Source organism: Jannaschia pohangensis, from assembly GCF_900113875.1.
In the GTDB taxonomy this organism is placed as follows: domain Bacteria; phylum Pseudomonadota; class Alphaproteobacteria; order Rhodobacterales; family Rhodobacteraceae; genus Jannaschia; species Jannaschia pohangensis.
Genome location: NZ_FORA01000005.1, coordinates 203012 through 226539, shown reverse-complemented (window position 1 = coordinate 226539; position 23528 = coordinate 203012). Strand labels below are relative to the sequence as shown.

The window sequence follows — 23528 nt, the reverse complement described above, 5'->3', positions numbered from 1 at the left end:
CGCATTTCTGCCAGAGTTTCCGTTTATACGCAAACCACTGGATGGTGCCGGCATTTTTCAGTATTTCGCGATGAAGATCACTTGTGGCCATCTTGGCGGGAAACGAATGACAGGATCACGACGGAGTCTCCTGCTGGGTGGCCTGTTTCTGGCGGCGGGGGTTTGCATGGGCTTTTCAACATCTTCGGAGCAGGCGGGCCAAAGTCAGCGCCCCGTGATGGCGCTGGTCTGTGATCAGCCCTCCGATCCGCTGTGTCAGGCTCTGTTTCAGGCCCTTGCCAAGGTGGCGCCGCATCATGCCATCCGGTTCAATCCAGATCCGCCCGTGCCGAACGCGATCGAGGTGACCTTGCATCGTGGAACGACGGGCGACAGCCTGAGCTGGCGCGACGCAGGTGGTCCGCCACAATCCGGGGCCACGATCCGCAACACGGGTGAGCCGGCCGATCATGCCAGCGCCCTCGTGCAGGCGCTGCCCGATCTTGCGAAAGCGACAAGGATCGGCAATTCATCGCGCTAGGGTCATTCTTTCGACATCAGACAGCCCGAATTCGCCGCCAACCGAGAGTTTCCAACAAGAGAGAGTTCCGCCGATGTGCAATGTCTGTTTTGCGACCCAAACATTTGATCCGCTCCGCCATGGAAGCGATGGTCCCCAGGGCCTGATGATCACCGAGGGCGTCGACGCAGCAGAGAGCACATCGACCAGCTATCGGATCAGTGTCGGGGACACGTTCCGCGGCACCCTGTCGAACAGTTCCGACGAGGATTGGATCGCGGTCACGCTGACGGCGGGCGAAACCTATGCGATCAGCATGACAGGAATTACGCTGTCGGACCCGTTTTTGTCGCTCTACGACAGCAGCGGAACGCAACTTCTCGCCTTCAATGACGATTTCGCTGGTCTCAATTCCCAGATCACGTTCACGGCGACCACGACGGGAACCTACTATATCGAGGCCGACGCCTATTCGACCGAGACCGGAACCTACGATGTCCGGATCGTCGAAGTGGCGCCGCCGCAACCCGCCTCCCTGGCAACGCTCGACGAACTGGCCCTCTATCTGACCGAAGGCTATTGGGGCACCGAGATCACCTTCAACACCTCGTTCTCCAACAGGATCACGGTCAATCTCAGCCGCTTGACGCCGGAAGGTCAGCAATTGGCCCGTTGGGCGATGGAAGCTTGGGAAGCAGTGGTCGACATCGATTTCGTCGAAGTGGCCACAGGCGAGATGCTGACATTCGATGACAACGACTCGGGGGCCTATGCCTTTGCTCCGGGCGGACGGCGGCCCGATGGGGTTGAAATCAACATCGCGACCGATTGGCTGGATTTCAATGGCACGACGATCGACAGCTATTCGTTCCAGACCTATGTCCACGAGATCGGACATGCCATCGGACTGGGCCATCAGGGCAATTACAACGGCAATGCCAGGTACGCGATGGATGCGACGTTCCTGAACGACAGCTGGCAAGTGTCGGTCATGTCGTATTTCAACCAGAACGAGAACACGACGATAAACGCTTCTTTCGGCTATACCGCCGGACCGATGATGGCGGACATCCTCGCGATTCAGAACCTCTATGGCGCACCCGGCGCAGGATCTGCCACGGCGGGCGATACCGTGTACGGGCGGGGTTCGAACCTCGGAAACTATATGGATCAAGTCTTCGCCTGGATGGCGACGGGCACGACGACAGCCCGCGTGACCGGCAGCCCCATGGTCTTCACGATCTATGACCACAGCGGAAACGACCTTCTGGACTTCACCTACCTGACGGTTGGCGCGCGTCTTGACATGCGAGCGGAGCAATTCTCGGACATCGGCACGCAGATCGGCGCCATGGGCATCGCCCGCGGCACCGTGATCGAGAACGCATCGACCGGATCCGGCAACGACACCATCACCGGCAACGATGCCGCCAACGCGATCAATAGCGGTGCGGGGAACGATTCAGTCAACAGCGGCAACGGAAACGACACGGTCAATGGTGGCGTCGGCAATGACAGTTTGTTTGGCGGGGCCGGCAATGACAGGATGGAGGGTGGAGTCGGGGCGGATCTGCTGGAAGGCGAAATCGGCTTCGACACGCTGAACGGTGGTGATGGCAACGACACGCTGATGGGGGGCGATGGCGCGGATTCGCTTTATGGTGATGCGGGCAACGACCGAATCGAGGGCGGGCAGGGCTTCGATCAGCTCTACGGCGGCATCGGCAGCGACTCGCTGTTCGGCGGCGAAACCGCGGACCGGGTCTTTGGCGGCGCGGGCAACGACTTCATCAGCGGCGGCAGCAATTTCGGCATAACCGTAGATGGCCTCTATGGCGAAGACGGCGACGATACGATCTTTGGCGACGGCGGCTTCGACCTTCTGGATGGCGGCGCCGGGAACGATTTTCTCGACGGGGGCGACCAAGCAGACAACCTGTTCGGCGGCGCGGGCAACGACACTCTTTACGGCGGATCGGGCCTTGATCGGCTGTTCGCGGGCGAAGGCAACGACCTGCTGTTTGGCGGCGTGGGCAACGACGGTCTGTTCGGCGACGCCGGCAACGACACGATGAACGGTGAGGACGGCGACGACCGCTTCTTTGGCGGGTCGGGCAATGACCTGATGTTCGGGGGCGCGGGCAATGACACGATCAATGGCGGCTCGGGGTTCGACACGATTACCGGCGGCACCGGCGACGATCTGATGTTCGGCCGCTTCAACGCGGATACCTTTGTTTTCTCAAATGGCCACGGCAACGACACCATCGGAGATTTCGCGGCCGGCAACCAGTTCGAGCGGATCGACCTGTCCGCAGTCTCCGCGATTTCGGATCTGTCGGACCTGCAGATCGGAAACCCGAACGGCGGGGCGGCAACGCAGGTCGGATCGGACGTCGTCATCGACACGGGCGGCGGCAATTCGATCACTCTCCTCAATGTCAGCCTCGCCGATCTGGACGCCACCAATTTCATCTTCTAATGCAGGCCTGAAAACGCACTGACCTGATGGATCCATCCGGGGCATATCCAGGAGCTTCGAAGCCGTGTCTACGCCTCCAGTTTTCGGGAATCTGTTTCTCAGCATAGGTGCGATGAAAGCGGGCACGACATGGCTCTATGCGGTGCTGGCGCGAAATCCGGCACTGCATTTCGCGATGGAGAAGGAGATTCACTACTTCTATCACCGTCACGTCGATCCGTCCTTCCTGAGCGAAGAGCGGCGAATGACCGAGGTGCGCGATCGCTACGTCCCGCGCTTTGATCCCAAGACCTCTCATATCGACGTGGTTCGTCAGAATTTCCGTTGGATTTCCGCCTATCTGGACCGTCCGATCGATGATGTCTGGTATGCCAACCTGTTTCAGGTGCGTGGCCCCCAGGTCTATGCCTGCGACTTCTCCAACCTGAACGCGCATCTACCGACAGAAGCCTGGAGAAGTATCAGGCATCAGACGGATCGGCTGCGCGTGCTCTACACGATGCGCGACCCGGTTAAGCGACTTTGGAGCCACACCAAATTTCACCTGGAAGTCACAAACGAGCTTGATAAACTTGAGACTTGGACAGCAGACGAGTTTCATCAGTTTCTGCGCAAACCGCACATCTGGAATAATGCGGAATACGGGGGCGTGCTACGCCGCCTCCGAGAAGCTCTCGACCCGGAACAATACAAGGTGATCTTCTACGAGGATATGCACGCCGATCAGCGCGGCACCCTGCGCGGGATAGAGACATTCCTGGACGTGCCCGCCGTCGATTATCCGCAGGACCTGCTCGACAAACGCTTCACCGAAAGCGTGCGTCACAAGATGCCCGACTTCTTTCCCGAACTCGTCGCGGGGGATATTGCACGCATTCGTGCCGAGATCGAAGCCGAGGGATACGAGATCCCCGGCGGCTGGACCTGAGCGCGTTCGCGTCTCGATGGCAAATCCCCGCTCCGCCGCCCGCTTCCTGCGCAACACGTTTCGCCCCGTCCTCATCCGGCGCTTCGTCACTAGCCTGCGCGAAGAAGGCTGGGGTATGGCGACGGCAAAGGCGCGCATCTACATGGGCATGCGTCTGCGGGGCGAGGCGCTCAGCTCCCTCGCTCCGTCCGAAGCAGGAAACAGAGAGGGCGAAACCCTGCATGGCAGTTGGCTGCAATTGGCACAGGGTGGGGGCTTCCACGTCTCGTCACGCCGCATCGGCACCGCCCCGCGGCTCGCTTTGATCGGCGATCTGAATCTGCCACAGTGTCGAAAGTACCGTGTGGAACAGCTGGCGGATTTCTGGCGCGATCAAGGGGTCTATTGCGAATTCGCGCATTACCAGGACATTCCCCGCGCCTTGCGGTTGATGTCCACGGCGACGCATCTGATGGAGTACCGCCTGCCGGTCACCCCCCTGACAGAAATGCTGCGATATGAGGCGCGTCGCCTGCGTCTGCCGATCCTCTACGACATCGACGATCCGCTGTTCTCGGTGTCTGCCTATGAGACCTACGGCAACATGGCCGAAGTGGATCCCGGCATGAAGGCGCATTTCCTGCGCGAGGCGCCCAAGTACCTGGCAATGATGAACGGGGCCGACGTGCTGTCGCTCTCGACGCCGGGTCTGGCCGAACACGCAGCCCTCTATAGCAACCGGCCGATTTTCCTGCGCCGGAATTTTGCCGACGCCAAGACGCTGAAGGCTGGGACGCGGGCCCGGACGGCGCGGGTCGCGGAAGACGGGCTGTTCCGGATCGCCTTCGCCAGCGGCTCCCAGGGGCACGAGGCGGACCTTGCGACCATCGCCCCGGTGCTGGAGGCATTCCTGGCGGGGGGCAGCGACCGGCGCCTGATGCTCCTGGGTCATGTCGACCTGAAACGGCTGCCCGGCGCGCTGGCAGACAAGGCCGAGGTCGCGGCCTTCTCGACCTACGACAAGTATCTTGCCGCGCTTGCGCGCGCGGACGTGGCTGTGATGCCGCTCGCCGACGATATCTTCAACCGCTGCAAGAGCGCTGTGCGCGTGATCGACGCCGCCTCCGTTTCGGTTCCCGCAATCGTGGGACCCGTGGGCGACCTTCCGCAAATGATCCGGGATGGCGAGACCGGCGTGGTGGCGGATGGGCCCGCCGCATGGGCCGCCGCGCTGGAGATGCTGTCCACCAACAAGGGGCAAGCCGCCGCCATGGGCCGCGCAGCCCGCACCGATCTGGAGACGCGCTGGACCGGGCAGGCTGCGGATCACATCATCTCGCCGGGTCTGATCGACTGGGTCCGCGGATGACCGCCCCTCGTCATATCCTGCTGGCCAATGTCTTCTTCGCGCCCTTCACCTACGGCGGCGCGACCATCGTCGCCGAGGAGGTCGCTCGCGCCCTGCAGCGGCGGGGAGACTACCGCATAACGACAGTGTCGCTCTGCACCCGCGCGGAGCTGATGACCTACACCGTCCTCAAAACCGAAGTCTACGGGATCACGAACTACGTCATCAACGTCCCGCCGGGGCGGGGCTTTGTGCAGATGTACGACAACCCCGAAGTCACGGAAATCCTGGGCGACCTGATGGACATGCTGGCCCCGGACCTGGTCCATGCACATTGTCTTCAGGATATGGGAGCGGGCCTCCTTCAGGCGGCGAAAGCCCGCGACATCCCCACCATTCTGAGCGTGCATGACTTCTGGTGGCTGTGCGAACGACAGTTCATGATCCGCCCCGACCGGACCTACTGCGGCCAGAACCCGGTGCGCGTCGAGGCCTGCAAGGGCTGCGTCGAGGATATCTCCGCCACGATCACGCGCTTCAACTATCTGCAGGAGATATCCGCCCTGCCCGACCGCGTCACCTATCCCAGTCGCTTCGCCCGTGACCTGAGTGTCGCTTCGGGCTTCGCACCTGATCGCGGCACCATCTGGGAAAATGGCGTCCGCCTGCCGGGGCCCGGGTTCGCCGCGGCGCAGGCCGCGCGACGGGCCGCCGACCCGCGTCCCGTTTTCGGCTTCGTCGGCGGTCCATCCCAGATCAAGGGCTGGCCCGTCATCCGCGATGCCTTTCGCGCTCTGGGGCGCGAAGACTTCCGCGTCATCGTCGTAGACGGAGCCGCCACGGGCGGATGGTGGGACAACGTCAACCTCGGCGACCTGCCCGGAGACTGGAAGATCCATCCCCGCTTCAGCCAGGACACGATGGACGGCTTCTATACCGAGATCGACGTCCTGCTGTTCATGTCGCAGTGGAAAGAGACCTTCGGCCTCGCCATCCGGGAAGCTCTGGCCCGTGGCATCGGCGTGATCCAGACGGACAGTGGCGGCACCGTCGAACATGGGGCAGTTCCGGAACAGGACCTGATCCCGATCGGCGCGCCCGCGACGGTCCTGAGAGATCAGCTTCGGAATGTGATCACCAGTTTTCCGACCGAGCGCGCGCCGCACCCCGTGGCAGGCTATGACGATCAGGCCGCCGCCTTCGACCGTCTGGTGACCGAGGTCCTTGCCGCGCGGGGTCGGTCCTGATCTGCCTTGGTCGGCGCCTCGCAGGTGTGACCCAGGGCTTCGGCGTCAGCGGTCAAGAAGATCGCGATGATAGCGCAGGAGGAACAGCAAACCCACGACAAGGCCGATCATCGAAATCGCCATGACATAGGCCACGGAGGCATAGCTTGCGTCATAGCTGGCATAGAATCCGCTGCGCATGACCCCGACGACATGGACGAGCGGATTGAACCACAACCAATCCTGATACGGCTGCGGAATGCCGTCGAACAGAAAGAAGATGCAGGAAATCAGGAACAGGGGACGGGTCAGGATCGCCCAGATGATCTGCCACACCGGGAACTTGAGAATCAGAAAGCAATTGAGTGTCCCGACGCCGGTCGCCAGGGCCGCCGTCATGGCAAACGACAGGATGATCGCTGCAAAATCGAGTGATCCCCGCATGTCATAGAAGACCAGGACACCGGTGAAGACGACATAGCCCACGATGGCCTGGGTCATCGTGTTCACCAGAATGCGCGCCAGAATGGCGTCGACGAATGTGACGCTGGGATAGGCCAGAAGCTGTCTCGAGAACTGAATCGACTGACTGACTTTCGTGCTGACGGCGGTGAAGAACAGGAAGGGGACGATGCCGGACGCGTAGAACGGCGCGAAATCGGGACCGAGGGGCGGTGCCCGAAAGCCGATCGAGAAGATGATCGTCAAAAGCGCGATACCGGCCACCGGTTCGAGCAAAGCCCAGATGTATCCGCCGGGCGAGCGTCCATAGGTCGTCTGCATCTCGCGAAGCATCAGCGCGAAAATCGATCGAAACGACGCAAATCGCCGACGGTTGACGGCGCGCAGGGTTTTCGGTTCGCTCGACGAGGGCGACCGATCGTCAGAGGGAGAAGCGGATGACTGCACGACAAAGACCTGCGGCTATCGGAATAGGTTCTATCTGGTCACTTATGTGGGTAAGAAGACGGACAAACAACGGGGGCAGATGAAGCGTGCAGCGATCCGACGAAAAGTCTCCGGCAGCCCCCGCCCCGGCAAATGGGCCGAAACCGGCTGGCGGACAGCAGGCCCCGCAGGCCCCTAAACCCAAAGCCGCCGGTCAAGGCCCCGCGGCCCCGGTCGCACCGGCGCAGGTTCCGCCGACGGTGCCCCGCGCGACGGTTCGGCGTCGTCACATATTCGCGCTTTTCAGTTTTGTGCTGTTGGTCGCAATCCCGACGGCCATCGGGGCCTGGTATTTGTGGACACGCGCCGCCGATCAATACGCGTCCTACGTGGGTTTTTCGGTCCGCAAGGAAGACACGAGCTCTGCGATCGAATTGCTCGGGGGAATCACGGAACTCTCCGGGTCGAGTTCCTCCGATACGGACGTGCTCTACAAGTTTCTGGAGAGCCAGCGCCTCGTGCGGATCGTCGATGCCGAGCTGGACCTGCGCGCGATCTGGTCCAAGGCCGATCCCGATATCGATCCGATCTTTGCCTATCACCCGCCCGGAACCATCGAGGATCTGCTCGATTACTGGGAGCGCATGGTGAACGTGCACTATGATTCTGCTTCCGGATTGCTGGACCTTCGGGTCAACGCCTTCACCCCCGAAGATGCGCAGGCAATTGCCGAGGCGATCTTCCGGGAGAGCACGGAGATGATCAACGCGCTGTCCTCGATCGCGCGCGAGGACACCCTTCGGTACACCCGCGAGGAACTTGAGGTTTCGGTCGAGAGACTGAAGGCCGCCCGCACCGCGATGACAAAATTTCGGAACGACAACCGGATCGTCGACCCCGAAGCCAACATCCAGACGCAGGTCGGCCTGCTGGGATCGCTTCAGGCGCAGCTGGCCGAAGCCTTGATCGATGTCGATATGCTGACCGGCAATTCCAGCACCACAGACCCGCGCGTCGAACAGCAGCGACGCCGGGTAGAGGTGATCGAGGCGCGGATCGCCGCCGAACAGGACAAACTTGGCGGGACTGGCGGAGATTCAGACACGGTTTTTGCAAACATCCTGAGCGAATACGAAGGCCTGGCGGTGGATCGCCAGTTTGCCGAAGAAGCCTATCGGTCCAGCTTGGCCGCCTTCGACTCCGCCCAAGCCGAAGCCCGTCGCCAAAGTAGATATCTGGCCGCCCACGTAGAACCCACACTGGCAGAAGCATCGGAATATCCCCGTAGAGCTCTTCTTCTGAGCCTGATGAGTCTTTTCCTCTTCCTGTTCTGGTCCAGCCTGACGCTTGTCTTCTATGCCGTGAAGGATCGCAGGTAGGGCCGATGATCCATCTGCAGAACCTTACCAAGATCTATGCGGCCCGCGGATCATATACGGTGGTGGCCGACAATATCACAACGACGTTTCCGGACGGCCGGGCTGTCGCCCTGTTGGGCCGGAACGGCGCCGGCAAGTCGACCTTGCTGGAAATGATCGCCGGGACCCGGTCCCCCACGTCGGGGCAGATCCTGTCGAGCGGCCAGATTTCGTGGCCCGTGGGGTTTGCGGGGTCGTTTCACCCAGATCTGACGGGCGCGCAGAACGTCCGCTTCGTCGCCCGGATCTATGGCGCGGATACCGAGGCGACGATGGCTTTCGTCGAAGATTTCTCGGAGTTGGGGCAGCATTTCTTTCAGCCGTTCCGCAGCTATTCCGCAGGGATGCGGTCCCGCCTGGCCTTCGGAGTTTCGATGGCCCTGCCGTTCGACACCTACCTGATCGACGAGGTGACCTCTGTCGGCGACGCGAGCTTTCGCGCTAAGAGCATGGCCTATCTCGAGACGCGGATGAAGACGGCGGGGGCGATCATGGTGTCGCACAGCACACCGATGATCCGCCGCATCTGTGATGCCGGGGTCATCCTGGAGCGGGGCAGGCTGACCTACTACGAAGACCTGGAGGAAGCGATCGCCCGTCACGATCGCAACATGGGCGTCGCCTGAAGCGTCCGATCCGATTGTCCGGATCACACCTTGAGCGCGGCCAGCACGTCACTCAGGCCCGCGGCCCAATCGGGGCGGGCGATCCCATGGTCCCGCGCGATGTCCGAACAATCGAGCCGGGAATTGGCGGGCCGCGCCGCAGGCAGGGGGAATTCGCTGCTCGGAATGTCCTTGACCGCGCAGTCGAGCCCGGACCGGGCAAATATCGCCCGGGCGAAATCGGCCCAGCTCACATCCGGTTCGCCCGCGAGGTGATAGATGCCCGAGGGACCATCTTTCCGCGACATGTTCATCGAAAGTGTCAGGCAGGCGGCTGCGATGTCGGCAGCAGGCGTCGGGCCACCCACCTGGTCCGCGACAACCGAGATCATGTCACGCTCTGCACCAAGCCTCAGCATCGTCTTCACGAAATTGTTGCCATGAGCCGAGAACACCCAGGATGTGCGCAGGATCACGTGACGGACACCGGTGGCGATGATGCCCTGTTCCCCGGCCAGTTTGGAACGCCCGTACACCCCTAGCGGCCCGGTCGCGTCGCCGGGTTTTCGAGGGGCGGTGCCCGACCCGTCAAAGACGTAGTCCGTCGAAATCTGAATGAACGGAATGTCCGCGTCGGCACAGGCCCTGGCCATGGCCGTGGGTGCGTCGCCGTTGACCCGCATTGCCGTGTCGGGGTCACTTTCGGCCTTGTCGACGGCCGTATAGGCCGCGGCGTTTATCACGGCGTCCCAGTCACCCTCCGCAATCCGGGCAGCGCAGGCGGCGGGATCAGAGAGGTCAGCCGCCGCGCGATCCATAAAGGTCGCGTCGGGAGCCAGCTGTTGCAACTCGCTGGCGACCTGTCCGGTCCGCCCGAAGACCAGAAGCCGCATCATCGCGCCCCGGGTCGGGCGTTCGCGCCGATCCCCGAGATCGGCAACGTCTTGCAGGACGCGAAGGACCAGCTCTCAGAGATCGTCATTTTTGCCCCGGTTCCGCGTGATAATTCTCGCCCCGCAATTGCCGGACGGCATAGCCCATGTCCGCCAGAAGCGCATGGCAAGCGTCCTGCTGGCGGGAAATCTCGACGATCATCTCGGGCCGGTCCCGTTCCAGCCAAGGGCGCAATGCGGTCAGCAGTTCGAGTTCGTGGCCTTCCACATCGATCTTCACCGCTTCGATCCGACCGATGCGGGCCGCCTCCATGACGGTCTTCACGGCCCGGACGGTCGAGACGACGGTTTCGACCGTATTCACGTTCGGTTTTTCGTCGATGGAGTTCCCGGTGCCCAGAAAATCCGACACCCGGGGCATATGAACCTGCACGGTGCCGTCCCGGTCGGACAGGCCATAGGGGTGCAGGGTAATCCTGTCGGCCAGACCGTTGAGGCGGAAGTTGATCTTGGCGCGCTCCGCCGTGCGCAGCATCAGCTCGAAGGCATGGGTGGTGCAACCGTTCCGCGCGGCGACCATCGCGTAAAGCCCACTGTATGCACCGATATCGAGCGCCACGCCGCCGTGCTGCCCGACGTCTTTTGTCAGCCGGTCCCAAAGGTCCATGAGCGCCTTTTCATAGGCGCCGGTCCAGAAGAACAGCCAGGCCACCACGTCATCGTTGACCGAGAACATGTGGTATTCGTGATCGCCGACCGGACAGACCACGTTGCCCATATAGGGGTGCGAATGCTTGAGTTGGTCGACCGCCGCGATCAGGTCGCGGGCCGTGTCGAATGTCTCGCGGCGGAAGGCGTCGCGCCGGTCCAGGGCGATCCGGTTCCGGGCCTCGAGCGCCGGGAGCAGTGTCGAGGTGGGGGGCAGGCCGGACGACATCCGCTCAGCCCCGCCGCGCGACGGACATCAGGGGACCGGCGAAGCGCGGCAGAGACCCCCGGGCGCGCCGAACATGACGCGCGGCTCCGTCGGTCCACTGTGAATTTCGGCTATCCGGCACTGAACGCACCCCCCTGCTGGCCGCCCCGAATGCTGACATCCGGCGCTCCCTGCGGACGTGTCTAGCGGCAGGACCACCCTGTCGCAACGTTTCCTTGGGTCCCGGGCCGGGGGAAATCGTGATGAACCACGGGGGTTTCCGCGCCAATGTCGACGTCAGGACCTTCGGTTTCGACGAAGGCACATTGTTGTTCGCCGTGTAAGTGGCTTTACTCCTAGGTTCAGAAAGACCGACCGGAGCAGCTTATTGAAGGCCATGCCTCCGCCGAAGATCATAGTCTTCTGCGTATCGCTCTCGAACCAGTTTCTCCAAGCTTGGATTTCGGAACGCCGATTGAGGGGGAAACTGGCCTGCAACTCTGCGAAAGCCCGCGATGTCAGACCCGTCGAAGTCAGAGAGGTCCTGATTTATCTCCAAGAAGGAACGCGTGGCGTGAGGCGAAAATTCTCTCAGACTTACGTCGCGCAACACATCGCTCTTGTTCCAACTCTCTTTGAGCGATTCCATTTCTATCACCAACGTCGGCGTGGTGGCTCGAATGTGATATGTCTGGCTTTGCCAATGTTGATCGAGCAGCGTATCGTCTCGTACACTGACGTATTGGACAAACTCTCGGAACGATATTGTGCTTGCTTCAGACGGGCGTTCTTGATTTCGACGGTTCCGCCAGACGGTGTCGAGCACTTCTGCGGCGAAAGGCTCCTTCGCACTTGGAATAACAAGCTTGTTAAGATAGGCTGAAACAAGGCGATCGTAGGGATCTCTCAACACCGCAAGACAAGGCCATTCAGACGTGTCTTGATCTGTTTCAGTGAAAACGTGATCGAACTCATGGGGATTTCGATCTTGAATCACCGACCAACCAAGTGAATTGATAACCGTTGAACATGCGTTCTTCGGAATCTTGACGTATTTTATTTTGTGTTCTGGAAAGTAGAGCAACATTCTATTTTTCATCCTCTGCCTACCAAATAACGGCCAGGCATCTAGCCTAGACATCAACCGGCTTTTGATTTTCATCCTCAAGACCTAGATCAAAATGGTCCGTTATTTTTTCCGTTTTTCACCGAAGCCATCCACTCTGCCGTTCGCCGCATTCCGTCGACGAACGGGGTCCGCGCCTTCCAGTTCAGTTCCTTCTGTGCCAGCCGACAATCGAGCACGTTCACGCTGACATCCGTCGGGCGGCCAGGAAGGAAGCGGGTCTGTAGAGGGCTTCCCGTGACTTCGGCGACCGTCGCGACGATCTCTTTCACGGTCATACCCTTGCCGAACCCGATGTTGAAGACCGGCGTGCTGCCCCGATAGCGCAGCGCGGCCAGGACCGCTTCGCAGACGTCCCCGATATAGAGATAGTCGCGCACCGCCGACCCGTCACCCCAGATTTCGACCTGCGTGCCGTTGAGTCCGCGCCACAGGAAATTCGAGATGACGCCCTGACCATCGGAAAAGGACTGATGCTCGCCAAAGGGGTTCGACACCCGCAGCACCGTCGCGTCGAGCTTGTTCAGGTTCGCGAACATCGCGATGTACTTTTCGATCGCCAGCTTGGTGATGCCGTAGGACGACTTGGGGTTCGTCGGATGCTTTTCGTCCAGGGGCCAATAGACGGGATCGCCATAGACCGCGCCACCCGAAGAGATGAAGACCAGTTTCATCTCGTCGCAGTCCGCAAGCCGTTCGAGCAGACGGACGTTCCCGACCACGTTCGACGTGATGTCGAAGGGGATATCGGCGTTCGAGGAGCCGGGCTTTGTCGTGGTCGACAATTGGACACAGGATTTCACGCCCGCGAGCATGGCATCGAGGGATGAGACATCGAGCATGTCGCCCTTGACGTATTCGATCAGCGGATGGTCGAACGTCGGCTCGCCCGAACGCGACACGGCACGAACCGCAATGCCTTGGCCGGCAAGGTGCGCAACCAGATGGCGTCCGACGAATCCGGAGGCTCCGATGACGAGACAGGGGGAGATTTCACGTTTGATTGGACTGCTTTCCGTGGGTCGAAGTTTGTCGGTCAGATCGGCGAAGAGAAGAACGCCGGAATGGGTGCGTCCTGATCCCGCAGGGTCAGAAACGCCTCGGCCGCCGTCATCGCCTCGTGGATGGTGACGTCCATATCCATGTATTTGTACGACCCCAGTCGCCCGACAAAGCTGATGTTCTCCTGCGTCTGGGCGTATTCGACGTATTTTCGGAGCATGTTCGTCTCGTTGACGAGGCGGATCGGATAATACGGGATATCTTCCTTGCCGCAGAAACGACTGTACTCATGGAAGATCACGGTATCCTCGTGCGTCTCCCAGGGGGTGAAGTGCTTGTGTTCGGTGATCCGCGTGAAGGGGACGTCTTCATCAGGATAGCTCATCACGGCACAGCCCTGATAATCGCCCTTGTGACGGCTCATCGTGAAATCGAGCGTCCGATACCCCAGTTGACCAAGTTCATAGCCGAACCAGGCATCGATGGGCCCGGAACAGAAGACGTGGTCGTAGCCGTCGCAATCCGCCTGGGTGATCTTTCGGCCCAGCGTGACCGTTACAAGCGGATGGTCGAGTATACGGTCGACCATGGTCGTATACCCTTCGGCAGGTATCCCCTGATACCGATGGTTGAAATAGTTGTCGTTGTAGTCAAACCGGACGGGAAGACGTTTCAGAACCGATGCGGGAAGTTCGCTTGGGTGCATTCCCCACTGCTTGATCGGATACCCCATGAAGAACGCCTGATAGAGTTCCGGCCCGAGGAACCGCAGCGCCTGATCCTCGAAGCTCTTGACCTCCGTGATCGACTGCTCTGCACGGGCTTCGATGAAAGCCCGCGCTTCGGCGGGAGAGAAGGTCTTCCCGAAGAATTGATTGATGGTCAGCAGGTTGATGGGAAGCGAAAAGACGCGGCCGCCGGTCGTCGCCTTGACCTGACAGATATAGGGCCGGAAATCGGCAAACTTGTTCACATATTCCCAGACGGGTTCATTGTCGGTGTGGAAGATGTGGGGCCCGTGCTTGTGTAGCATGATGCCCGTCTCGGTGTCCGTCTCGGTATAGCAATTGCCGGCAACGTAGGGACGGCTTTCGACAATATCCACCTGATAGCCCGCTTCGGCGAGCCGTCGACCAATGACGGCGCAGGTCAGCCCTGCCCCGATCCCAAGGATGCGGCCGCGCGGCGGAACGGCGGGATTGGTGATCGTGTTCATTACTGATCCTTGTCTATCGCGCGCTTCACGCGATTGGCCAATGGCCAGATCTTGACCTTGATCCGGTGGGGCAGAGCACGCCAGGTGGCGGTCGTGGCTCTCCGCAGGACACCACGATCTTTCACCAGAGATGGGTCTTGGAGAGCCATCCTGGCTGCGTTTGGGTCATGTGGCAGGTATCTTCGATCAAGGAACTCGAAAAGGATGGTCTCATACCATGGAGTGCCACGCAGAGCCTCCCAATAGTAGTGTGACAATGGGTTCAACGAATTGCGCCACGGTTTTCCGATGCCCGCATAGTGGACGATTGCCGGGTTCTCGAAGCTCTGTTCATACATTTTCCGGTCGCCATCGCTCAGGAGCGATGAATGATCATGATCCATCCACAGCACATTCCACCGACTGGAGATGGACTTGATCTTCCCGAACAGATGCTTGTTCAGAATGTCCTGATCCAGAAACCAGTAGGTGTTTTCGGCAAGGTCGGTAATCGCGTCCCGCAGGATACCCGAGGCCCGAAGTCCCTTGAGATCCATGACCAGCGTTCCCGCCTGATGATAGCTTTCGATGGCCGGTTTGCCGTTCAGGCTCATGTTCAGATGGTCCGCGATATAATCTGCGGTTTTCAGCGACCCGGTTTCGTGAAGGGACGGCACACCCATCTTTGCGAAGGCGCGTATGACAAGGTCGGGCGCCGCAGCGATGAGGGCACCATCGAGGTCCATGTTGTAGAGAACGGCGATATCATCGACCACGACCATGTCGGTGTCGAGAAATAGAATCCTGTCACGTTTCGTCAGAATGTCGGGCAGGCTCAGCCGGAAGAACGTGGCCCGGGAAAAGCCGCTGTGGACGGACAGGCCGAGATACTTTTGCGTCATGTCCACGAAGGAGATGCTCGAGTCCGCGCGGGCCTGGCCGATTTTCCGGATCAGTCGCCGCCCGCCTTCTCCAAGGCCGCCGTCGAGAACGATGAAGTCCAAAAAATAGTCGGACGACGTTGTGCTGAAGATCGACTCGACCAACGCGCCCAGGTGCGGAATATAGGCGGCGTCGCAGGAGGCTACGACCGTTATGATGCTCTTGTCGGTTTCCGGCAGCGGCGGCTCTTCGGGATCCGCTGTCGTATCCCTGACAAAGACCCGCTCCAGCTCCTTGATGACAAGACGCGGCTTCGTCGCCTTTTGCCGCAAAATGAAGACCGTCAGGAGGCGCTCCGCAATGTAGCCCACGGCACGGGCTTCCTGCCACGAATACTCCGACACATCGATTTCGGCGTCCAGCCGTTCAAGGATCGGGAAAATCCACGAACAATACTCTTCGAACACCTCACGGGTGAACAGAAACATGTTGTTCGGGTAAAGCAGCCTTCCGGACATGGCCTTGTCGAAATACGGAACATATTCCGGCGATAATTCCCCCAGGATCCGACCGGCAAGGTCGAGGTCCTCGATATGATGGTGCGGCGCCGTTTCGTAGTGAACCCTCAGGTTTGCGGGACCCGCGCCTCGAACGTCGAACGGCGCGGGAACAAGCATATCGCAACCGTCCATTACCTTTTCTATCACGTCCCGTGTCAGGCCGTATTTCTTGATCAGGCTCTCATCAAGTTGGGGATGGTACATCAACCCATGCTGATCGATCTGCCGCGACGGCTCTGACCGGAAATCGAAAAAGCGACGATAATGCATGAAGCCGAAAACGTCCGATTTGCGATCGTTCTTCCAGGCCCAGTAGATGCCCGTCATCTCGCAATATGCGGGGTTGCGCGCCGAAATGTTGTCGCCGGTATCGTCCCCGATCATGTCGAGCTTGAGATCAGAGTTCGCTGCGCCGACCTGAATGGGCCTGAGCACATCGGTTTCGATTATTTTCGCCGGAGCGAAGTAATTGACGTAGATAGAGATCAAATTTCTCGTCCATTCGAGTTTTTAAATTCGGTTTGAGCGGACCTGCTCAAATATTGGTTCTTCAAACGATACAGGATTGAAAGTTAAGTCGCGTCAGTCATTATGATATTGTCATCTCTCTCGGGGTCGAGTCTGCGGCTTCTTTTGTTCCGGACCCTCGTGAGTTTCCACTCAGTGATCTTGAACGCACCTGACTTCGATCCGACGTGGTCTATACTGAGCAAAGCACGAGCAGGCAACCGCGACAGCGGCTCGGTCGCGCCTCGGCGGAACCATGCGAAGGCGCAGGCGCAGAGGATCAGGTTCTCTCTGCCCAAGCACATGAATTGACCCTTGGTATTTTGGTTGGACGCCCTGTCGGTATGTGTATCCACGCGAGCCCGTGGTCAGCGTTATGACGGGCCTTGGCAAACGGCTGGTCAGCGATAACATGCCCTTCTCGTGCGAATGACGCGGCCCGACATATTGGAAATCCGATTGGAGTCCAGGCAAAGCTGCAACCGGTTGCAGTCCGCGCATACGACTGGCACCCTGACCCGAACAGGAGGGGCCATGTCCGTTACCCTGAAAGACGTCGCACTTCGCGCCGGGGTCAGCCGGTCCGCCGTCTCCAGGACGTTCACCGAGGGCGCGTCGGTCAGCGTGAAGACCCGCGCCAAGGTCGAACAGGCGGCAACGGAACTTGGCTATGCGCCCTCCGCGCTTGCCTCGGCACTGTCGACGGGGCGCACCAAGCTGATCGGGCTGGTCTCCTCGAACTTCCATAACCCGATCTTCTTGGAAGTGTTCGACCGCTTCACCCGCGGCCTTCAGGAGCGGGGGCTGCGGCCGCTGCTGGTGAACCTGTCGGATGAAACCGATCCCGACGCCTCGGTCCGGATGCTGCGGCAGTATTCGGTGGACGGCGTGATCGTCGCGTCGTCGACATTGCCGCCCGGCTTTGCGCGGGCCTTTCGCGACGCCGGCTTGCCTGTGGTCCATTCCTTCGGGCGCTGGTCCGGCACGCCCGAAACCCATGTCGTCGGCATCGACAACGTCGAATGCGGGCGCATGGCAGCCCGAACCCTGATCGCCCGCGGATACACCCGCGTTGCCTTCCTGGGCGGGCCGGAAACGGCCACCTCGACCCAAGATCGGTTGTCCGGCTTCCTCGACGGGCTGAAGGCGCAACCAATCCGAGGCGTGACCACCAGCTTCGCTGCGGCCTATTCCTTCGACGCCGGGCGGACCGAGATGCAGCGCCTCGTGGCGAACGACCCTCCGGCCGAGGCCTATTTCTGCGGTGATGATGTGCTGTCCATCGGCGCGCTGTCGGCGCTGGCGGATGCCGGTTTGGCGGTTCCGGGCGACGTGGGTGTCATCGGGTTCAACGATATGGAAATCGCAGGATGGGCCAATATCGACCTGACCACGATCCGACAACCGATCCCCGCGATCATCGACGCCGCCATCGACCTTGTCATCGCCACGATCGAAGCCCCGGACCGCCCGCCCGAGGCGCGGTTGTTCCCCTGCCATGTGGTCGAACGCGGGACCCTTCGCGCGCCGTAATCCGGGAACGCGGCTCTGCTCAGAACCCGATGGACTGCAAGTATTCGCGGTTCGCCCGCGCGTCCCCCAGGCTGTCGTTGTCTCGGGTCGGATCGCAGTCCTGCTCGACGGTGCACCAGCCCTCGAACCCGGCCTCCAGGAGGATGCGGCGGACCGACCGGAAATCGACATCGCCCTTGCCGAGATTGCAGAAGATGCCGTCCCCGCACGCCGTATAGAAATCGGTGCGGTTGGCGACCGCATTTGCCTTCACCTTCGGATCGATGTCCTTGAAATGCATATAGCTGATGCGCCCGATATGCCGCGCCATGAAGGCCACGGGGTCGAAGCCCGCATAGGAATGGTGGCCCGTATCGAAACAGATTTTGAGAAGGCTTTCGTCCACCTCCTCAAGAAGGCGCTCCAGCTCCGGCTCGAAATCCAGAAAACCGGCGGCATGGGCGTGGATGCCCACGGTCAGCCCGAACTCCTCGGCCCCGATCCGGGCGACGGTCGCGATGCGGTCGCGAAAGGCGGCCCATTCGGCCTTGTCCATCTGCTCGGCTTCGGTCGCGCGGCCCGCCGTCGGCGCACGGCGCGGCGAGATGGAATCGATCAGGACAAGGTGCTGTGCGCCATGGGCCACCAGAGCCCGACAGGTGCGCAGCGCGCCGTCCATCACATCATCCCAGGCGGTCGGATCGTGGAAGGGGCGAAAGACCACGCCGCCGATCAGGCTCAGATCATGGCCGGCCAATGCCTCGGCCAGCACAGCCGGATCCTCGGGCATGAAGCCGACCGGGCCCAGTTCGATCCCGGTGTATCCGGCCGCCGCGCATTGCCGCAGCACCTCCTGCCAAGTGGGATAGCCAGGGCCGCTCGCAAACTCGATCCCCCAGGAGCAGGGCGCGTTGCCGATGCGAATTGTCATGGGACCCTCCCCCTCGCGAGACCGGAAAGGAATTGCAACCGGTTGCAATAGCCGTATGCTCGGGGTTGAAACCACGCAAGTGATTTCCGGGGAGGAGATCTGATGACCCAGACGGTTCGTCTGACCGTGGCGCAGGCCATCGTCCGCTGGCTCATGACACAATACATCGACATCGACGGGACGGAGACGCGGATCTGCGGCGGCGGTTTCGGCATTTTCGGCCACGGGAACGCCCCCTGTCTGGGCGAGGCGCTGTACCCCGTGCAACCCGATCTGCCGCTCTATCGCGGCCAGAACGAGCAGGGCATGGGGTTCGCCGCAGCCGCCTACGCCAAGTATCATCTGCGCCAACGGTTCATGTTCTGCACCGCCAGCGCCGGGCCCGGCACCGCCAATCTGCTGACGGCGGCGGCGCTGGCCCATGCCAACCGCCTGCCGATGTTGATGCTCTGCGGCGATACATTCCTGACCCGACTGCCCGACCCTGTGTTGCAGCAGCTGGAGCATTTCGGAAATCCGACCCTGGGGGTGAACGACGCCTTCAAGTCGGTCAGCCGGTATTGGGACCGCATCACCCATCCCGCACAGATCCTCCAAAGCCTGCCCGCCGCCCTCGCCACGATGCTCGACCCCGCCGATTGCGGCCCCGCGTTCCTGTCCCTGCCCCAGGATGTGCAGGGATGGGCCCATGACTACCCCGAGGTTTTCTTTGCCCGGCGCGTCCACCGCATCCGCAGGCAGGCCCCCGACACGGCCGAGGTTGCCGATGCCGCCTCCCTGCTGATCACCGCCAAACGCCCGGTCATCATCGCCGGGGGCGGCGTGCAGTATTCGCGCGCCGTGGCCGAGCTTGCCGCTTTCGCCGAGGCGCACCAGATCCCCGTGATCGAGACGATTGCCGGCCGCGCCAATCTGGTCGACACCCACCCGCTCAACATCGGGCCGGTCGGCGTCACCGGGTCGGACAGCGCCAATGCCGTGGCCGAACGCGCCGACGTGATCCTTGCGGTCGGCACCCGGTTGCAGGATTTCACCACCGGCAGTTGGACGGCCTTCGCCCCCGACGCCCGGATCGTCCACTTGAACGCCGCGCGCCACGATGCCGCGAAACACGGGGCCCAAACCGTGGTGGGCGATGCCAGACTGGGGCTTCGCGCCATCGGAGCCGAGATCAGTGGCTATGCCGCCCCCGCCCAATGGGTCGATTTCGCCCGGACCGCGCGGGCCAAATGGGTCGCCTCGGTCGCCCGGAACGTCAGCCCGGGGAACCGCCCCAACTCCTATGCGCTGGCGATCGGGGTAGTGAATGCGCTCTGCGATCCGTCCGACCGCATCATCGCCGCCGCCGGGGGCCTGCCGGCCGAGGTCACGGCCAACTGGCGCACGCTCAGGACCGGCACCGTGGATATCGAGTTCGGCTTTTCCTGCATGGGCTACGAGATCGCGGGCGGATGGGGCGCGCGCATCGCCCAGACCGAGCGCGAACCCGATCAGGACGCTATCGTCTTCACCGGCGACGGCTCCTATCTGATGCTGAACTCGGACATCTATTCCAGCGTCCTGACGGGCAAGAAGCTGATCATCCTCGTGCTCGACAACGGCGGCTTCGCGGTCATCGACAAGCTGCAGAGGAACACCGGCAACGAAAGCTTCAATACCCTGATCGCCGACACACCCACAGCCACGCACCCGGTCGGCGTCGACTTTGCCGCCCACGCCCGCGCCCTGGGGGCACAGGCCGAAACAGTCTCTGATCCTGGGGAATTGGCCGATGCCTTTCGCCGGGCCAAGGCGGCGGACACCACCTGCGTCATCGTCATGCAGGTCGATCCGTACGACGGCTGGACGACCGAAGGTCACAGCTGGTGGGAAGTCGGCATGCCCGAGGTTTCGGACAGCAAGCGGGTCCGCGACGCCCATGCCGAAGCGGAAGCAGGCCGCGCGAAACAGCGGCACGGGGTCTGAGCGATGTCGGACACCCCGCCAGACAAGCAGCCAGAATTTCCGCGCAAGCGCTTTCTCATCGTGGGACGGGCGGGCATGGATTTCTATCCCGACCCGCCTGGCACCCGAACCGAGGAGGCGACGCGCTTCGTTTCCTGCCTTGGCGGATCATCGGCGAACATTGCCGTGGCGCTTGTCAAACAGGGCTGCACCGCGGCGCTGGTGACACGGGTCAGCGACGACGCCATCGGGCGCTATGCCCTCAACCAGTTGGGCCACTATGGGGTCGACCGCCGTCACGTCAGCCCGGCGGGCGGCGAGGCGCGCAATTCTCTGGCGGTGGTGGAAACACGGGTCGAGGATCATCAGTCGGTCATCTACCGCAATGGCGCAGCCGATTTCGCCATGACGACGGCGGATGTGGAGGCGGTGGATCTTGCCCCCTTCGATGCGCTCATCACGACCGGCACCGTCTTTGCCGCCGATCCCAGTCGGACCGCCGCCTTCCGGGCCTTCGATCTGGCCCGCGCACGCGGCCTGCCGCTGATCTTCGACATCGACTACCGTCCCTATTCCTGGACCAGCGCCGAGTTCGCCGCCGATGTGCTGAGCCGTGCGGGCGAGATGTGCGACGTGATCGTCGGCAACGACGAGGAGTTCGGCTTCATGGCCGGGGCCTATGAAAAGGGTCTGGAAAAGGCTCGAACGCTGGCGAAAGCGGGCAAGCTGGTCGTCTACAAGATGGGCGAAAATGGCGCGATCACCTTTGCCGACGGTGGCGAATTTCGGACCGGTATCTATCCGACCGCAGCCCTCAAACCGACGGGCGCGGGCGACGGCTTCATGGGCGGCTTGATCGCCGCGCTGGCAAATGGCCATGACGTCAAGACGGCCGTTCTGCGCGGCTCGGCGACGGCGGCCATGGTCGTCGCGCGTGTCGGTTGCGCCCCCGCGATGCCCACGACACAAGAGCTCGAGGCCTTTCTGGCCGATCATCCCGGACCCACGGAGTAGCCGATGCACATCCCGCCCCACGACAACCACAACAAGCCCATCGTCGACGTGAACGACGCGCTGGTCCCGCTCAATTATTTCAACATCGTCAAGCTGACCGAAGGGCAATCCTTCGACTACCGCGTGCCCGGATACGAAACCTGCATCGTGCCCGCGACCGGCACGATCAATGTCCACGTCGATGGCGAGGTTTTCACCGACATCGGCGTTCGCACGATCGACGTCTTCGACGGCGACCCCGAGGGGGTCTATGTGCCGACCGACACCCACGCCCATTTTACCTGCCGCACGGCAGAGGCCGAAGTCTTCATCGCCGGGGCAAAATTTGCCGAAACCCTCAAGCCCTTCGAAGTCCGCACCAAGGACCTCGACAAGGTGCAGTTCGGCAGCGACAAGACCAAGACGCACCGCCGCATTTCCCATATCCTCGGGCCGCAATACCACGACCGCGTCGGGCGCCTTCTGGTGTCGGAGTTGTTCACCGTAGGCGCCGGCGGCTGGTCCGGGTTCCCGAGCCACAAGCACGACACCGACCGTCTGCCCGACGAGACGCGCCATGACGAGACCTACAATTTCCGGTTCAAGCCCAACTATGGCGCGGGCGTTCAGATCCTTCAGCGCGAGGACAACAAGCCGGGAGATGCCTATCATATCATGGATGGCTCAACGATTTGCCTCGACAAGGGCTATCATCCCTGCGCCGCGCTGCCGGGCTATGAGATGTATTACTTCACCATCCTGGGGGGTCTGTCGCAGCGGTCGCTGAAGCAATACTTCCAACCGACCCACGCCGAGCAATTGCACACGATCCCGGGCATCATGGACATGGTGGCCAAGTTCAAATGACACTGGCGACCCTTGCCCAGGTTCTTGAGCCCGCCCTGCGGGACGGCAGTGCCGTGGCGGGGCTGGTTTGCCTTGGGTGGGAGGATATGCGCGCCTATGCGATGGCGGCGCAAGACTGCGGTGTGCCGGTGATCCTGCAGGCGGGGCCATCATGTCGCGACCACACGCCCTTGCCGGTTCTGGGTGCCATGATGCGGTCGCTAGCCGCCGATATGGACGTGCCCGTCGTGGCCCATCTGGACCACGGATATGAAGCCGACGACTGCCGCGCCGCAATCGACGCGGGCTTCACGTCGGTGATGTTCGACGGCTCGGCACTGCCACTTGCCGAGAACATCGCCCGGACCCGCGCCATCGTCGAGATGGCCCATGCGGCGGGCGTGTGCTGCGAGGGTGAGATCGGCTTTGTCGGCTACGCGAACGGCGTCGAAAGCCGTGGGACCGACCCGGCGGAGGCCGCGCGCTTTGCGGCGGAAACCGGCGTCGACGCGATGGCGATTTCCGTGGGCAATGCGCATCTTCAGAACGCTCCGGGAGCGGGTCTGGACGAGGCGAAAATCGCCGCAATAGGGTCTGTGACGACCATTCCGCTGGTCATCCACGGCGGGTCCGGCGTGCCCCATGATCAACGCGCGCGATTGGCCCGCGAGACGGCCATCTGCAAGTTCAACATCGGGACCGAGCTGCGACAGGCCTTCGGGCGTTCGCTGCGCGACTCCGTCGCCCGCGACCCGGACCGGTTCGACCGGGTTCAGATCCTGCGCGACGTCGAAGACCCGATCCGTGCGGCCACCATCGCGGTCCTGCGCTCTCTGAAAGGCTGACCC

Annotated in this window: 20 protein-coding genes; 12 read left to right on the top strand and 8 right to left on the bottom strand. The window is 61.7% G+C overall.

Annotated elements, in window-relative coordinates; genetic code table 11:
* Positions 1-166: 166 nt before the first annotated feature.
* From BM002_RS16650 to BM002_RS16630, 5 genes are all read left to right on the top strand, one after another.
* Positions 167-520, top strand: coding sequence for a hypothetical protein (locus BM002_RS16650; RefSeq protein ID WP_139212403.1), 354 nt, complete (start codon positions 167-169; stop codon positions 518-520).
* 145 nt (positions 521-665) lie between these two features.
* Positions 666-2981, top strand: a complete 2316-nt coding sequence (locus BM002_RS16645) for a M10 family metallopeptidase (RefSeq protein WP_175484940.1) — start codon at positions 666-668, stop codon at positions 2979-2981.
* Between the two features lie 112 nt (positions 2982-3093).
* The gene (locus BM002_RS16640) at positions 3094-3909 is read left to right on the top strand and encodes a sulfotransferase (protein WP_092783884.1); all 816 of its coding nucleotides are present in this window, start codon (positions 3094-3096) and stop codon (positions 3907-3909) included.
* Positions 3910-3925: 16 nt separating this feature from the next.
* Positions 3926-5257, top strand: coding sequence for a glycosyltransferase (locus BM002_RS16635; RefSeq protein ID WP_092783881.1), 1332 nt, complete (start codon positions 3926-3928; stop codon positions 5255-5257).
* Positions 5254-6483, top strand: a complete 1230-nt coding sequence (locus BM002_RS16630) for a glycosyltransferase (protein ID WP_175484939.1) — start codon at positions 5254-5256, stop codon at positions 6481-6483. Before BM002_RS16635 ends, BM002_RS16630 begins: the two co-directional genes overlap by 4 nt.
* Before the next feature lie 45 nt (positions 6484-6528).
* Here the strand turns inward: BM002_RS16630 and BM002_RS16625 are convergent, their stop codons facing one another.
* Entirely contained in the window at positions 6529-7311 is a 783-nt protein-coding gene (locus BM002_RS16625) for an ABC transporter permease (RefSeq protein ID WP_281243847.1), read from the bottom strand.
* Between the two features lie 350 nt (positions 7312-7661).
* On the opposite strand from BM002_RS16625, the gene BM002_RS16620 reads away from it, so the two are divergent.
* The gene (locus tag BM002_RS16620; RefSeq protein WP_245749299.1) at positions 7662-8729 is read left to right on the top strand and encodes a KpsE/RkpR family capsule polysaccharide export protein; all 1068 of its coding nucleotides are present in this window, start codon (positions 7662-7664) and stop codon (positions 8727-8729) included.
* A 5-nt stretch (positions 8730-8734) separates the two neighbouring features.
* On the top strand, positions 8735-9394 hold the full coding sequence (locus BM002_RS16615; RefSeq protein WP_092783869.1) for an ABC transporter ATP-binding protein: 660 nt from the start codon (positions 8735-8737) through the stop codon (positions 9392-9394).
* A gap of 23 nt (positions 9395-9417) precedes the next feature.
* On the opposite strand, the gene rfbD is transcribed toward BM002_RS16615, so the two are convergent.
* From rfbD to BM002_RS16585, 6 genes are all read right to left on the bottom strand, one after another.
* Entirely contained in the window at positions 9418-10266 is an 849-nt protein-coding gene (gene rfbD / locus BM002_RS16610; protein ID WP_092783983.1) for a dTDP-4-dehydrorhamnose reductase, read from the bottom strand.
* 85 nt (positions 10267-10351) lie between these two features.
* Positions 10352-11203 carry an FkbM family methyltransferase gene (locus BM002_RS16605; RefSeq protein WP_092783866.1) on the bottom strand — a complete coding sequence of 284 codons (852 nt, stop codon included), beginning with the start codon at positions 11201-11203 and terminating at the stop codon, positions 10352-10354.
* Positions 11204-11567: 364 nt separating this feature from the next.
* Positions 11568-12269, bottom strand: a complete 702-nt coding sequence (locus BM002_RS16600; RefSeq protein ID WP_175484938.1) for a sulfotransferase family 2 domain-containing protein — start codon at positions 12267-12269, stop codon at positions 11568-11570.
* An 89-nt stretch (positions 12270-12358) separates the two neighbouring features.
* Complete coding sequence (locus BM002_RS16595; protein WP_281243846.1) at positions 12359-13282, bottom strand: NAD-dependent epimerase/dehydratase family protein; 924 nt, start codon at positions 13280-13282, stop codon at positions 12359-12361.
* A 62-nt stretch (positions 13283-13344) separates the two neighbouring features.
* Entirely contained in the window at positions 13345-14526 is a 1182-nt protein-coding gene (gene glf, locus BM002_RS16590; protein WP_092783857.1) for a UDP-galactopyranose mutase, read from the bottom strand.
* Positions 14526-16436 (bottom strand): DUF4422 domain-containing protein, encoded by a 1911-nt coding sequence (locus BM002_RS16585; protein WP_092783854.1) that lies wholly within the window; start codon positions 16434-16436, stop codon positions 14526-14528. Before BM002_RS16585 ends, glf begins: the two co-directional genes overlap by 1 nt.
* Before the next feature lie 552 nt (positions 16437-16988).
* Between BM002_RS16585 and BM002_RS16575 the strand changes: the two genes are divergently transcribed.
* Positions 16989-17987: a LacI family DNA-binding transcriptional regulator gene (locus BM002_RS16575; RefSeq protein ID WP_092783849.1), complete on the top strand. Its 999-nt coding sequence runs from the start codon at positions 16989-16991 to the stop codon at positions 17985-17987.
* A 19-nt stretch (positions 17988-18006) separates the two neighbouring features.
* Here the strand turns inward: BM002_RS16575 and BM002_RS16570 are convergent, their stop codons facing one another.
* Positions 18007-18897, bottom strand: coding sequence for a TIM barrel protein (locus BM002_RS16570; RefSeq protein ID WP_092783847.1), 891 nt, complete (start codon positions 18895-18897; stop codon positions 18007-18009).
* A gap of 102 nt (positions 18898-18999) precedes the next feature.
* Between BM002_RS16570 and iolD the strand changes: the two genes are divergently transcribed.
* The 4 genes from iolD to BM002_RS16550 are packed head-to-tail and all read left to right on the top strand — an operon-like array spanning position 19000 to position 23525.
* Positions 19000-20862 carry a 3D-(3,5/4)-trihydroxycyclohexane-1,2-dione acylhydrolase (decyclizing) gene (gene iolD / locus BM002_RS16565; RefSeq protein WP_217641179.1) on the top strand — a complete coding sequence of 621 codons (1863 nt, stop codon included), beginning with the start codon at positions 19000-19002 and terminating at the stop codon, positions 20860-20862.
* 3 nt (positions 20863-20865) lie between these two features.
* Positions 20866-21855 carry a 5-dehydro-2-deoxygluconokinase gene (gene iolC / locus BM002_RS16560; protein ID WP_092783842.1) on the top strand — a complete coding sequence of 330 codons (990 nt, stop codon included), beginning with the start codon at positions 20866-20868 and terminating at the stop codon, positions 21853-21855.
* A 3-nt stretch (positions 21856-21858) separates the two neighbouring features.
* Positions 21859-22701 carry a 5-deoxy-glucuronate isomerase gene (locus BM002_RS16555; RefSeq protein ID WP_092783839.1) on the top strand — a complete coding sequence of 281 codons (843 nt, stop codon included), beginning with the start codon at positions 21859-21861 and terminating at the stop codon, positions 22699-22701.
* Positions 22698-23525 (top strand): class II fructose-bisphosphate aldolase, encoded by an 828-nt coding sequence (locus BM002_RS16550; protein WP_092783836.1) that lies wholly within the window; start codon positions 22698-22700, stop codon positions 23523-23525. Before BM002_RS16555 ends, BM002_RS16550 begins: the two co-directional genes overlap by 4 nt.
* The last annotated feature ends 3 nt before the right edge of the window (positions 23526-23528 follow it).

What these genes read in the sequence shown, in the direction of transcription:
- BM002_RS16650 (WP_139212403.1), top strand. Translation starts at nt 167, where the DNA reads ATGGGCTTTTCAACATCTTCGGAGCAGGCGGGCCAAAGTCAGCGCCCC.
- BM002_RS16645 (WP_175484940.1), top strand. Translation starts at nt 666, where the DNA reads ATGATCACCGAGGGCGTCGACGCAGCAGAGAGCACATCGACCAGCTAT.
- BM002_RS16640 (WP_092783884.1), top strand. Translation starts at nt 3,094, where the DNA reads ATGAAAGCGGGCACGACATGGCTCTATGCGGTGCTGGCGCGAAATCCG.
- BM002_RS16635 (WP_092783881.1), top strand. Translation starts at nt 3,926, where the DNA reads ATGGCAAATCCCCGCTCCGCCGCCCGCTTCCTGCGCAACACGTTTCGC.
- BM002_RS16630 (WP_175484939.1), top strand. Translation starts at nt 5,254, where the DNA reads ATGACCGCCCCTCGTCATATCCTGCTGGCCAATGTCTTCTTCGCGCCC.
- BM002_RS16615 (WP_092783869.1), top strand. Translation starts at nt 8,735, where the DNA reads ATGATCCATCTGCAGAACCTTACCAAGATCTATGCGGCCCGCGGATCA.
- rfbD (WP_092783983.1), bottom strand. Translation starts at nt 10,266, where the DNA reads ATGCGGCTTCTGGTCTTCGGGCGGACCGGACAGGTCGCCAGCGAGTTG.
- BM002_RS16605 (WP_092783866.1), bottom strand. Translation starts at nt 11,203, where the DNA reads ATGTCGTCCGGCCTGCCCCCCACCTCGACACTGCTCCCGGCGCTCGAG.
- BM002_RS16600 (WP_175484938.1), bottom strand. Translation starts at nt 12,269, where the DNA reads ATGTTGCTCTACTTTCCAGAACACAAAATAAAATACGTCAAGATTCCG.
- glf (WP_092783857.1), bottom strand. Translation starts at nt 14,526, where the DNA reads ATGAACACGATCACCAATCCCGCCGTTCCGCCGCGCGGCCGCATCCTT.
- BM002_RS16575 (WP_092783849.1), top strand. Translation starts at nt 16,989, where the DNA reads ATGTCCGTTACCCTGAAAGACGTCGCACTTCGCGCCGGGGTCAGCCGG.
- BM002_RS16570 (WP_092783847.1), bottom strand. Translation starts at nt 18,897, where the DNA reads ATGACAATTCGCATCGGCAACGCGCCCTGCTCCTGGGGGATCGAGTTT.
- iolD (WP_217641179.1), top strand. Translation starts at nt 19,000, where the DNA reads ATGACCCAGACGGTTCGTCTGACCGTGGCGCAGGCCATCGTCCGCTGG.
- iolC (WP_092783842.1), top strand. Translation starts at nt 20,866, where the DNA reads ATGTCGGACACCCCGCCAGACAAGCAGCCAGAATTTCCGCGCAAGCGC.
- BM002_RS16555 (WP_092783839.1), top strand. Translation starts at nt 21,859, where the DNA reads ATGCACATCCCGCCCCACGACAACCACAACAAGCCCATCGTCGACGTG.
- BM002_RS16550 (WP_092783836.1), top strand. Translation starts at nt 22,698, where the DNA reads ATGACACTGGCGACCCTTGCCCAGGTTCTTGAGCCCGCCCTGCGGGAC.